We start from the raw sequence: 12,123 nt of genomic DNA, 5'->3' as shown, positions 1-12,123 counted from the left end.
ACTCAGGTATGTTTTCCTTCCTCCGCCTGACTGCGCTGGCCGCGCTGCTCAGCTGCGGTATCAGTCTGCCGGTCGGCGCCGCCGCGCCCGTGGCCGGCCAGTTTGCCGAACAGCAATTACGTCATATCGCCACCTGGTTCCCCGGCCGCATGGCGGGCAGCCCGGCGGAAATGCTTACTGCCGACTATCTCCAGCAGCTGTTTGCGGAGATGGGCTATCAAAGCGACAAGCGCAATTTTAATACCAAAGCGCCGTGGCGCGGCAACGACGGCAAAACGCACTGGCGCAATCTGACCGCCACCTCGGTTATCGCCGCCCGCGCCGGCGAGGTGCCGCAGGAGATTCTGGTGGTCGCCCATCTCGATACCTGGCGTCCGCTCAGTGAAGCCGAGGCGGAGAAAAACCTCGGCGGGTTACGTTTGCAGGGCGCGGATGATAACGCATCGGGTCTGGGCGTCATGCTGGAGCTGGCGCAGCAGCTGAGCCATACGCCGCTGCACTACGGTATTCGCTTTGTGGCGCTCAGCGCCTGGCAGGATGAGCTGCACGGCCGCGACGACTATATCGCGCGCATGAAAGCCGCCGATCGTAAAAATACCCTGCTGGTGATCGATCTGAATAGCCTGATCGTCGGCGACAAGCTCTACTTTAACAGCGGCAAGAATACCGCTTCGGCGGTGATCAAGCAGACGCGCGATCGGGCGCTTGATATCGCCCACCGCTACGGCATCAGCGCCGATAAGCGTCCGCCCCACAGCGTCGCCTCCCCTGAGTCGAATGCGTTCGACCAGGCCGGTTTTCCGCTGCTGACGGTGCGGGCCACCAACTGGGCGTTAGGCAAGAAAGACGGCGGCCAGCAGCGCGCCGTTTCCCGTCATTTCCCCCAGGGCACCAGCCATCATCAAACCGGGGTGGATAATTTGAACTATCTTGACCAATGGCTGCCAGGCCGCATCAGCGTCCGAACGCGGGACAGCGTGCGCATCCTGCTTCCTCTGATTAGCGAACTGGCTAATCCTCCCCGCGTAAAAAAGGAGACATAATGTACGTTATCAACCTGAGCTATCACCGACCGATGGAAGAGGTCGAGGCGCTGACGCCAGCGCATATCGACTGGGTAAAGCGCTATTTCGAAGCGGGCGTGTTTCTGGCCGCCGGCCGTAAAGATCCGCGTAACGGCGGCATGATCCTGGCGAAAGATATCGATCGCAATCGTCTGGATACCATTCTCGGCGAAGATCCGTTCGTGGCGGTGGCGCAGTACGAAGTGATTAAGGTCAACGTATCGATGACCACTGAAGCGCTGAAGGCGCTGGCGGAAGGGTAAGGCGCGCAGACCTGCGAAAAAGCTTGCGCAGGCATGACGTCATTCCCAAAGCGTTAAAATAAAACAGGCGGTCCGAAGACCGCCTGCTGCGTTTAAGCGCGGGTACGCCGCCTACTCATGCAGGCCGCATTCACGCTTCAGACCAAAGAAGCGCGTTTCTTCTTCCGCCATGCCCGGCTCCCACTTACGCGTGGTGTGGGTATCTCCCACCGAAAGGTAGCCTTCGTCCCACAGCGGATGATAATGCAGGCCGTGCTGCTGCAGGTACTGGTAAACCTGACGGTTGTCCCAGTCAATAATCGGCAGCACCTTGAATACGCCGCGCTGCACCGCCAGCACCGGCAGATTAGCGCGGCTGCCGGACTGTTCGCGCCGTAAACCCGCGAACCAGCTCTGCGCGCGCAGCGTTTCCAGCGCGCGGTTCATCGGCTCGACCTTATTGATTTCGTTATAGCGCTCAAGCCCTTCGACGCCCTGCTCCCACAGTTTGCCGTAGCGCGCCTCCTGCCATGCCGGAGACTGCTCGGCGCGGAATACCTTCAGGTTCAGGCTCAGCTTCTCCGTCAGCTCGTCGATAAAGCGATAGGTTTCCGGGAACAGGTAGCCGGTATCGGTCAGGATCACCGGCATGTCCGGCTTCTGGCGCGTGACCAGATGCAGCGATACCGCCGCCTGAATGCCGAAGCTGGAAGAGAGAACAAACTCGCCCGGCAGGTTCTCCAGCGCCCAGATCACGCGATCTTCGGCGGACAGCTTTTCCAGCTGCGTGTTGACGTCGGCTAACGCCATAACGCGGTCTATCTTGGGCAACGCATTCAGTGCTGCGAGATCGAGTACAGACATGCTCTCCTCCGTTTATTCCCAGAAATCCCGCGCCGGATCGACGATCGGTTTGACAATGCCGGCGCGCAGAGTGAAATCACCAAACTCTTCGCCCGGTGCGCGCTCCTGCGCCCAGCGTCCCACCAGTTCATCGATAACGGCGAGGATCTCATCTTCGGTAATGTTTTCGCGGTACATGCGCGGAATGCGCGTACCGATGCGGTTGCCGCCGAGATGCAGGTTGTAGCGGCCCGGCGCTTTGCCTACCAGCCCCAGTTCCGCCAGCATCGCGCGGCCGCAGCCGTTCGGACAGCCGGTAACGCGCAGTACGATATGCTCATCGCCGACGCCGTGCTTCGTCATGATCTCTTCGACGCGCGTAACAAAGGCAGGCAGAAAACGTTCCGCCTCGGCCATCGCCAGCGGGCAGGTTGGGAACGCTACGCAGGCCATGGAGTTTTCGCGCTGCGCAGTGACGTTTTCCATCAGGCCGTGCGCGCGGGCAATCGCTTCGATACGCTCTTTTTCGCTTTCCGGCACGCCAGCGACGATCAGGTTCTGGTTGGCGGTCAGGCGGAAGTCGCCCTGATGCACCTTCGCGATCTCCGCCACGCCGCTTTTCAGCGGACGTCCCGGATAATCCAGCAGGCGGCCATTTTCAATAAACAGCGTCAAATGCCACTTATTGTCGATCCCTTTCACCCAACCGAAACGATCGCCGCGGGTAGTGAATGTATACGGGCGGATCGGGCCGAAGGTCATCCCGGCGCGTTTTTCCACTTCCGCTTTAAAGGTCTCCACGCCGACGCGCTCAAGCGTATATTTGGTTTTGGCGTTTTTACGGTTAGTGCGATTGCCCCAGTCGCGCTGGGTCGTCACCACCGCCTCCGCCACCGCCAGGGTTTTATCCAGCGGCAGGAAACCAAACTCGCTGGCGGTGCGGGCGTAAGTCTCTTTGTTGCCGTGTTCTATAGAAAGGCCGCCGCCCACCAGCAGGTTAAAGCCGATCAACCTGCCGTTTTCCGCGATAGCGATAAAGTTCATATCGTTGGCGTGCAGGTCGACGTCATTATGCGGCGGCACTACGACGGTGGTTTTAAACTTACGCGGCAGATAGGTAGAGCTGAGGATCGGCTCCTCGTCGGTGGTCGCCGCCTTTTTCTCATCCAGCCAGATTTCCGCATAGGCGCGGGTACGCGGCAGCAGATGCTCGGAGATTTTCTTCGCCCACTCGTATGCTTCCTGATGCAGGGCAGACTCAATCGGGTTGGAACTGCACAGCACATTGCGGTTCATATCGTTGGCAGTGCCGATGGCGTCCAGCCCAACTTCGTGCAGCATCTGGTGCGCCGGCTTCACGTTCTTTTTCAGAATGCCGTGAAACTGGAAGGTTTGACGGTTGGTGAGACGCACGCTGCCGTACAGGGTGTTTTCCGCCGCGAATTTCTCAATCGCCAGCCACTGTTTCGGCGTGATGATGCCGCCGGGCAGACGACAGCGGAGCATCATGGCGTGACGCGGCTCCAGCTTCTGCTCGGCGCGTTCGGCGCGAATATCGCGATCATCCTGCTGATACATGCCGTGAAAGCGGATCAGCAGGAAGTTGTCGCCGCTAAAGCCGCCGGTCAGGCCATTCTGCAAATCTTCCGCGATGGTGCCGCGCAGAAAATTGCTCTCTTTTTTCATGCGCTCCGCATCGGAAAGCTTTCCTTCGACGACCAGCGGTCCAGGGTGTTTTTCACTCATCAGTAAACGTCTCGCTGATAACGGCGCTCAATGCGCAGCTCACTTAAAAATTCATCGGCCGATTCAAGGTCCATGCCGCCCTGTTCAGCCACCACTTCCAGTAATGCCTGCTCGACATCTTTCGCCATACGGTTGGCGTCGCCGCAGACATAAATGTGGGCGCCTTCCTGTAACCAGCGCCACACTTCCGCGCCTTTCTCGCGGATTTTGTCCTGTACGTAGATCTTATGCTGCTGGTCGCGCGACCAGGCTAAATCGATATTGGTCAGTAAGCCATCTTTGACATATCTCTGCCACTCCACCTGATAGAGGAAATCCTCGGTGAAGTGCGGGTTGCCGAAGAACAGCCAGTTTTTGCCGCCGGCGCCGTCGTTTTCACGTTGCTGCATAAAGGCGCGGAACGGCGCGATGCCGGTGCCCGGCCCGATCATGATCACCGGCGCGTCGGGATCGGCGGGCAGACGGAAGTTATCGTTGTGTTCGATAAACACCCGCACTTCGCCCTCTTCCTGCAGCCGATCGGCCAGATAGCTGGAGGCGCCGCCGGCGCGCTGACGGCCATCGATCTCATAACGCACCGCGCCGACGGTAATGTGGACTTCGCTCTCCGTCTCCGCCTGTGAAGAGGCGATGGAGTAAAGGCGCGGCGTTAGCGGACGCAACAGCGACAGCAGCTGCTCCGGGTTCAGCTCGCCAGGCGCCTGACGTACCATATCAACAATCGGCATCGTCTGCGCGTAGTGTTGCAGCTGCGCTTTATCCGCCGCCAGCGCCAGCAGACGCTCGTTGCGCACCAGCTTCGCATACTGTTCCACGATCTGCGGCGTGTTCACCGTCAGTTCAAAATGCTGCTGTAAAGCCAGCGACAGCGGCAGCGTCTGGCCTTTTACCTCGACGCTCTCATCGCCGCGCAGCCAGAGCAGCTCGGTCAGCTCTTTCACCAACGCCGGATCGTTTTCATACCAGACGCCAAGCGCGTCGCCCGGCTGATAGCGCAGCCCGGCGTCGCCCAGATCGATTTCAATATGGCGCACGTCTTTATCCGAACCACGACCGGTGATTTTCTGATTCACCGACAGCGTGGCCGTCAGCGGCTCATCACGCGTATAAGGCGTGGTGAAAACTTCGTTGACGCTGCCGCTCGCGGTGGCGGCGGCCTGGGCAGGCGTTTCCGTCGGCACGCGCTGTTGCAGCAGCGCGACGACCGCTTTACGCCACTTCTCCGCCTCGGCGGCGAATTCCACATCCGCGTCAACGCGCTCCAGCAGGCGCTCGCCGCCCAGCTCGGCCAGGCGGCTATCGAAATCTTTCCCGGCCTTGCTGAAAAATTCGTAGGAGGTATCGCCCAGACCGAAGACCGCAAATGCAGTATCGGTCAGCTTCGGCGCTTTTTTCGACATCAGATATTTATGCAGCGCGACCGCCTCTTCCGGCGGATCGCCTTCGCCCTGCGTCGAGGTGACGATCAGCAGCAGTTTCTCCTGCGCGATTTGCTTGAATTTATAGTCGCCGGCATTTACCAGCTTCACGTTCAGCTTCGCCGCCTGCAGATCATCGCGCAGCTGTTCCGCTACACGGCGCGCGTTGCCGGTCTGCGAGGCGGAGAGCAGCGTAATGGTCGGCGTCTCGGCGGGCGCGGCGATAAGCTGAGCGGCAGAGCCGACTTCAGGGGTCTGGTTGACCCGCCCCCAGAAATAGCCGGAGATCCATGCCAGCTGCGTAATCGTTAAATCATTGGTCGCCGCCTGCAAGCGGGCGAGCTGCTCCGGGTTAAGCGGGAGCAAAGAACCTGGGGGTGCCTGAGTCGTCATTGCCTTGAGAATTCCAGTATCAATGGTTCCAAACCGTTCAGAGACGGGAGATGAGGTAGGTTACCGAGTCGCATATTAACCGGTAAATAAGGGTTAGAAATAATAAATAACCAAAACGCCTAAACACTTTTAGCGGTAATGCTTAACGTTTTAACTGTTTAAAAATAACGTTATCAATCAAAAGCTTAATCTTGGATGCATTTTTGAATGCACCTAAAAGGGGCCAGAGCGGGGAAACGGGTGCGAAAAATCTCGTTTTCCGGTAGACTTCGCCGGTTTTTGCAACAATTGAGACATCAAACATGGCAACCACGCTTTTTAAAGATTTCCAGTTCGAAGCCGCACACCGTCTGCCGCACGTACCTGAGGGCCACAAATGTGGACGTTTACACGGTCACTCATTCCTGGTGCGTCTTGAAATCACCGGCGACGTTGATCCCTATACCGGCTGGATTATGGATTTCGCCGAGCTGAAGGCCGCGTTCAAACCGCTCTACGATCGCCTGGACCACTACTACCTGAACGATATTCCGGGCCTGGAGAATCCTACCAGCGAAGTGCTGGCGCAGTGGATTTGGCAGCAGATGAAGCCGGTCGTGCCGCTGCTGAGCGCGGTGATGATCAAAGAAACCTGCACCGCCGGCTGCGTCTATCGCGGCGAATAGCCGTCGCTTAACGCTCTTTTCTTCCTGTCCAGCGTTCTTTCAGCAGCGCGCCGTTGATCGCCATATCCAGTACAGGCGACGGGGGAAGCCAGTTGGCTTTGCCCAGCGCCTGCATCTGCGCGAGCAATGGATTATCTTCGCCTGCGACGTAATCCGCCAACAGAAGGCCCGCGATCGTCTGCTTTGAAATCCCCGCCCCGTTACAACCGCCAGCGGTGTAGAGAAAATCATTGATTTTTCCCCACTGCGGCGCACCGTTTCGCGTGACGCTAATGGTGCCCGACCAGCAATGACTGAAGGACAGATCGTGAAGCTGCGGATAGATTTTGCGAAATAGCTGCTGATGCAGACGGGCCGCCTGCCGCGTATGACGCGCGCTGATAACGCCGTTCAGCGCCGGAATGACATGCTGGCGAATCAGGAACCGACGCTCCTGGGTAAAACGAAGCGTGGCGCCTGCTATCGCATTCACCGGCGTTAAGCCCCAGCTCGCCATTTTCGGCAGCCGGGCCAACTGCGCTTCGTTAAGCGGCGGCGTCAGGCTGGCAAAGGTGCCCATCGCCGCCTGACGACGGAGGCCGGGCAGCAGGTTGCCCGACAGGGCATTGGTCGCCAGCATCACCTTTTTCGCCCGTACCGCGCCCGTCGCGGTATACACCGTCACGCCGTGATGATAATCGATGGCGAGCGCCGGGCTGTGATACCAGAGCTTAACATTCTCAGGCAGCGTATCCGCCAGGCCGGCGATCAGTAGCGCTGGATTCACCAGTACCGTATCCGGCGTAAAAATGGCCTTGTGATAAAAGCGCGTACCCAGTTTTTCCTGTAAAGCGTCGGTATCGAGTTGTTGATACTCTTCCGCCATCTGCGCGAGACTGTCGCAGTAAGCCCGCAAAATTTTGTCCTGTCCTGGCGCGACCTGACAATGGTATTTTCCGGCGGCTTGCCATTCGCACTTGATGTGATGCTCATCCACCAGCGTCTTCAGCCACTGTATGCCCGCCTGCAACAACTGGCGATACGCATGGGCTTTTTTTAGCTCCGCCGTTGAACTGCCGATATTGTGCGGCAGGCCGATAATAAAACCGGAGTTTCTGCCGGATGCGCTGTCATAAGCCGTGCCGGCTTCCAGCACTGCGATTTTCCATGCCGGTTTCAGCATTGCCAGCCGTCGGGCGAAGGCCAGGCCGGCATAACCGGCGCCGATCACCACCCAGTCAGCCTCCGTCGTGGAGGTCAACGCAGGGAAAATGGCAGGCTGAGCGCGCTGGCTAAGCCAGCCGGAGACATTTTGATTAAGCGGCAGACGATTCATAACCCTTCCTTTGGTATGGATACTCCGAAAACAGGAGTGTACCACCCGCAGGTAAGGGCGTTAATCAGGCAATATTAAGGTATTTGTGGGTCTGCATGGAAAGACGCCAGTTGCGCGCGATGCAGGTCGCGATGCAGAGACGCGTCGCATCCTCTTTCTGACTGATCGGTTGCAGCGCGACGATACGCGCTTTTTCATCTTCAAGCCGCGCCAGCAGTTCATCCAGCGCATCGATATCGCGCTGACGTGCCACCGGATGTTTGATCTCATCGGCGCGCGCCAGCGCCTGATTCAGCACGTCATAGCCGCCGCGCATATTCACCTTCGGCGATACCGTCACCCAGGTTTCCGGCGAGCATTGCACCTCATGCGTGCCGCTGGTTTCAATCTGGCAGCTGAAGCCTGCCTGTTGCAGCGCGGCGGTCAGCGGCGTTAAGTCATGAATGCAGGGCTCGCCGCCGGTAATCACTACGTGACGCGCGGTCCACTGCTGACGCTTGATGGTCGCCAGCAGCGCGTCGGCATCGGCGGCGCCCCAGGCGTCGCTCTCTACGGTTTTTATCAGAATATCGCCCAGCGACGTTTCCCGATCGGCCAGCTTATCCCATGTATGTTTGGTATCGCACCAGCTGCAGCCAACCGGGCATCCCTGCAAGCGGATAAAAATTGCCGGAACGCCGGTATAAAAACCTTCGCCCTGCAACGTCTGGAACATTTCATTAATCGGGTACTGCATTACGCACTCACGTCAGGAGAAATAAGGGCGCAGATTATGGCAGATGAAACAAAGGACGCCAAATCTCCTCAGGAGAAAAGGCACAAACTGAAGATAAAAAATCAGGGTCTTATCGCCGAACAGGGCGCGGCGTCAGGTAATTTGGTAGGGGTCAGCGCGCACAAAGAAAAAGCGTTACCCTTATCGGCCTGTGGCGAAATATCTGCTGCCTGAAACGCAGTTAAAAAAAAGCCCCGTCAAAACGGGGCCTTTAGCTGAGCGGCGAAGTTATTCACCGCCAGTCGGTCAATTACTGACCTTTAACTTCTTTCAGACCGTTGAACGGCGCTTTAGCACCCAGCGCTTCTTCAATACGAATCAGCTGGTTGTATTTCGCTACGCGGTCAGAACGGCTCATAGAACCGGTTTTGATCTGGCCCGCTGCGGTACCTACCGCCAGGTCAGCAATGGTTGCGTCTTCGGTTTCGCCTGAACGGTGAGAGATAACGGCAGTGTAGCCAGCATCTTTCGCCATTTTGATTGCAGCCAGCGTTTCGCTCAGAGAACCGATCTGGTTGAATTTGATCAGGATGGAGTTAGCGATGCCTTTCTCGATGCCTTCTTTCAGGATCTTGGTGTTGGTTACGAACAGATCGTCGCCAACCAGCTGGATTTTGTCGCCCAGCACTTTGGTCTGGTAAGCGAAGCCTTCCCAGTCAGATTCGTCCAGGCCATCTTCGATGGAAACGATCGGATACTGTTTGGTCAGATCTTCCAGGAAGTGGGTGAACTCTTCAGAGGTGAACGCTTTGTTGCCTTCGCCAGCCAGAACGTATTTGCCGTCTTTGTAGAACTCAGAAGCCGCGCAGTCCATCGCCAGAGTGATGTCTTTGCCCAGCTCGTAGCCTGCCGCTTTTACCGCTTCAGCGATAACAGCCAGCGCTTCGGCGTTAGAGCCCAGGTTCGGCGCGTAGCCGCCTTCGTCGCCAACAGCGGTGTTCATGCCTTTGCCTTTCAGCACTTTCGCCAGATGATGGAAAACTTCAGAACCCATGCGAATCGCTTCTTTCACGGTTTTCGCGCCAACCGGCTGGATCATGAATTCCTGGATGTCGACGTTGTTATCGGCGTGCTCACCACCGTTGATGATGTTCATCATCGGCAGCGGCATAGAGAATTTGCCCGGCGTGCCGTTCAGTTCAGCAATGTGCTCATACAGCGGCATGCCTTTCGCTGCGGCTGCAGCTTTGGCGTTGGCCAGAGAAACCGCCAGAATCGCGTTAGCGCCGAAGTTGGATTTGTTTTCGGTGCCGTCCAGGTCGATCATGATTTTATCGATGTTCGCCTGATCTTTTGCATCTTTACCCAGAATAGCTTCAGCGATCGGGCCGTTTACTGCGGCTACCGCTTTGGTGACGCCTTTGCCCAGGAAACGTGATTTGTCGCCGTCACGCAGTTCCAGCGCTTCGCGAGAACCGGTGGAAGCGCCTGACGGCGCGGCAGCCATACCTACAAAACCGCCTTCCAGATGAACTTCAGCTTCAACAGTCGGGTTACCACGTGAGTCGATGATTTCACGACCGATGACTTTAACGATTTTGGACATTAGTTTTTCCTCAGTACAAGTTAAGCTAAAACTCAGACAAACAGCGCGCGGAAAGTTCGCGCGCTGTTATAAAAACGCTTACTTCACTTGATGCTTCTGGTACTCGCTTGCCGCTTTCACAAAGCCGGCAAAGAGCGGGTGACCATCGCGGGGCGTTGAGGTGAATTCCGGGTGGAATTGACACGCAACAAACCACGGGTGGTTCGGGTTTTCAATAATCTCAACCAGCTGATTGTCCCCTGAGCGACCCGCAACACGCAGCCCCGCCGCTTCGATGGGCTTCAGCAGCATGTTGTTAACTTCGTAGCGATGGCGATGACGTTCAACAATGGTGTCGGAGCCGTACATCTGGCGCACCAGGCTGTTTTCCGTCAGCTGGCACTGCTGGCTGCCGAGACGCATGGTGCCGCCCAGGTCGCTCTGTTCGCTACGCACTTCAACATTGCCGTTCTCATCACGCCATTCGGTGATTAACGCCACCACCGGATATTTACAGTCTGGCACAAATTCCGTCGAGTTGGCATCAGCCATGCCCGCAACGTTACGGGCGAACTCCATCAGCGCAACCTGCATCCCTAAGCAGATGCCCAGGTAAGGAATGTTGTTTTCGCGCGCATACTGAGCGGTCAGGATTTTGCCTTCGATACCGCGCGGGCCGAAGCCGCCCGGCACCAGGATCGCATCCAGATCTTTCAGCACTTCAACGCCGCGCGATTCCACATCCTGCGAGTCGATCAGCTTGATGTTCACCGTCACGCGGTTTTTCAGGCCGCCATGCTTCAGCGCTTCAATCACGGATTTGTAAGCATCCGGCAGTTCGACATATTTGCCGACCATGCCAATAGTCACTTCGCCGCCCGGATTCGCTTCTTCATAAATGACCTGCTCCCATTCGGAGAGGTTCGCTTCCGGCACGTTCAGGCTGAATCGTTTACAAATATAATCGTCCAGCCCCTGAGATTTCAACAGGCCAGGAATCTTATAAATGGAATCAACATCTTTCAGCGAAATAACCGCTTTTTCCGGCACGTTGCAGAACAGCGCGATTTTTGCGCGTTCGTTAGCCGGCACGGCGCGGTCGGAACGGCAGATCAGCACGTCCGGCTGGATGCCGATAGAAAGCAGTTCTTTAACGGAATGCTGAGTCGGTTTGGTTTTGACTTCACCCGCCGCGGCCATATACGGCACAAGCGTCAGGTGCATATAGAGGGTATGTTCGCGTCCCACATCGACCGCCATCTGGCGGATCGCTTCAAGGAACGGCAGGGATTCGATATCACCGACGGTGCCGCCGATTTCCACCAGCACCACATCATGGCCTTCGCCGCCTTCGATGATGCGCTCTTTGATGGCGTTGGTGATATGTGGAATAACCTGAATGGTGGCGCCGAGATAATCGCCGCGACGCTCTTTGCGCAGCACCTCAGAATAGATGCGGCCAGTGGTAAAGTTATTGCGGCGCGTCATCCGGGTGCGGATAAAGCGCTCGTAGTGACCTAAATCCAGGTCGGTTTCAGCGCCGTCGTCGGTAACGAACACTTCACCGTGCTGAGTCGGGCTCATCGTGCCGGGATCCACGTTGATATACGGGTCCAGTTTCATGATGGTCACGTTCAGGCCACGCGCCTCAAGAATGGCTGCGAGGGAGGCTGCGGCAATGCCTTTACCCAGAGAGGATACGACCCCGCCGGTCACAAAAATATAGTTCGTTGTCATGCTGAACCTGAGAGTTGAGGTTTAAAGACGGTGGAATAACCAGGACGGGAAAACAGTATACCGGATTCACCTCTTAGCCACAATTGATCATTCTCCGCCGCCGCGACTGCTCGTGACGGCCTACCTTAGCGAAGCCTTACGCAAGAAGGGTTGATTTGCGTCATAGGGAGCGGAACTTTTTCACTAAAAGCTGAAACGAGTAAGCGGCGATCCACTTTTTAGTATATGAGCGCTAAGAGCCCATTGTTCGGCGTTTACTCGTTCAGAGATGGATTGACGACGCCTTTACGCAGCGGCCTTCGCCCTGCTGACGGCAGCGGGGCGGCTTTTAAGCCCCTGCTGCTGTTAACAGCCTGACGGCGCCGGTCATCCGAGGGGCGGGCCAACGGCGGAACGGCAT

Annotated in this window: 11 protein-coding genes; 4 read left to right on the top strand and 7 right to left on the bottom strand. The window is 57.1% G+C overall.

What is annotated here, in order from left to right:
- Positions 1 to 8 precede the first annotated feature (8 nt).
- Together MYY08_RS15225 and MYY08_RS15220 are read left to right on the top strand one after the other, a co-directional pair.
- Positions 9 to 1,043 carry an aminopeptidase gene (locus MYY08_RS15225; protein ID WP_038624478.1) on the top strand — a complete coding sequence of 345 codons (1,035 nt, stop codon included), beginning with the start codon at positions 9 to 11 and terminating at the stop codon, positions 1,041 to 1,043.
- Complete coding sequence (locus MYY08_RS15220; protein ID WP_038624476.1) at positions 1,043 to 1,327, top strand: YciI family protein; 285 nt, start codon at positions 1,043 to 1,045, stop codon at positions 1,325 to 1,327. Before MYY08_RS15225 ends, MYY08_RS15220 begins: the two co-directional genes overlap by 1 nt.
- Positions 1,328 to 1,438: 111 nt before the next feature.
- Here the strand turns inward: MYY08_RS15220 and cysH are convergent, their stop codons facing one another.
- Genes cysH through cysJ form a run of 3 tightly spaced genes read right to left on the bottom strand, consistent with a single transcriptional unit; the run spans position 1,439 to position 5,706 of the window.
- A complete protein-coding gene (gene cysH / locus MYY08_RS15215) occupies positions 1,439 to 2,170 on the bottom strand; it encodes a phosphoadenosine phosphosulfate reductase (protein WP_038624474.1) in 732 nt (243 codons plus the stop codon).
- A 12-nt stretch (positions 2,171 to 2,182) separates the two neighbouring features.
- A complete protein-coding gene (gene cysI / locus MYY08_RS15210; protein WP_038624472.1) occupies positions 2,183 to 3,895 on the bottom strand; it encodes an assimilatory sulfite reductase (NADPH) hemoprotein subunit in 1,713 nt (570 codons plus the stop codon).
- Positions 3,895 to 5,706, bottom strand: a complete 1,812-nt coding sequence (cysJ, locus tag MYY08_RS15205) for an NADPH-dependent assimilatory sulfite reductase flavoprotein subunit (protein WP_288014794.1) — start codon at positions 5,704 to 5,706, stop codon at positions 3,895 to 3,897. Before cysJ ends, cysI begins: the two co-directional genes overlap by 1 nt.
- Before the next feature lie 302 nt (positions 5,707 to 6,008).
- Here cysJ and queD point away from each other — a divergent pair, with 302 nt between their 5' ends.
- Entirely contained in the window at positions 6,009 to 6,371 is a 363-nt protein-coding gene (gene queD, locus MYY08_RS15200) for a 6-carboxytetrahydropterin synthase QueD (RefSeq protein WP_038624469.1), read from the top strand.
- A 7-nt stretch (positions 6,372 to 6,378) separates the two neighbouring features.
- On the opposite strand, the gene MYY08_RS15195 is transcribed toward queD, so the two are convergent.
- Both MYY08_RS15195 and queE read right to left on the bottom strand, forming a co-directional pair.
- Positions 6,379 to 7,686, bottom strand: coding sequence for an NAD(P)/FAD-dependent oxidoreductase (locus MYY08_RS15195; protein WP_288014792.1), 1,308 nt, complete (start codon positions 7,684 to 7,686; stop codon positions 6,379 to 6,381).
- A 64-nt stretch (positions 7,687 to 7,750) separates the two neighbouring features.
- Positions 7,751 to 8,422 (bottom strand): 7-carboxy-7-deazaguanine synthase QueE, encoded by a 672-nt coding sequence (gene queE / locus MYY08_RS15190; protein ID WP_038624467.1) that lies wholly within the window; start codon positions 8,420 to 8,422, stop codon positions 7,751 to 7,753.
- 36 nt (positions 8,423 to 8,458) lie between these two features.
- Here queE and MYY08_RS15185 point away from each other — a divergent pair, with 36 nt between their 5' ends.
- On the top strand, positions 8,459 to 8,635 hold the full coding sequence (locus MYY08_RS15185; protein WP_156462400.1) for a hypothetical protein: 177 nt from the start codon (positions 8,459 to 8,461) through the stop codon (positions 8,633 to 8,635).
- 76 nt (positions 8,636 to 8,711) lie between these two features.
- Here the strand turns inward: MYY08_RS15185 and eno are convergent, their stop codons facing one another.
- Positions 8,712 to 10,007, bottom strand: coding sequence for a phosphopyruvate hydratase (gene eno / locus MYY08_RS15180; RefSeq protein WP_038624466.1), 1,296 nt, complete (start codon positions 10,005 to 10,007; stop codon positions 8,712 to 8,714).
- 78 nt (positions 10,008 to 10,085) lie between these two features.
- Positions 10,086 to 11,723, bottom strand: coding sequence for a glutamine hydrolyzing CTP synthase (gene pyrG / locus MYY08_RS15175; protein ID WP_038624465.1), 1,638 nt, complete (start codon positions 11,721 to 11,723; stop codon positions 10,086 to 10,088).
- Between the last annotated feature and the right edge of the window lie 400 nt (positions 11,724 to 12,123).

The sequence above is a fragment of the Mixta sp. genome (assembly GCF_024610815.1).
GTDB lineage: Bacteria > Pseudomonadota > Gammaproteobacteria > Enterobacterales > Enterobacteriaceae > Mixta > Mixta calida.
The sequence above is the reverse complement of the archived record's forward strand: the minus strand, read 5'-3'. Positions and strand labels throughout refer to the sequence as shown.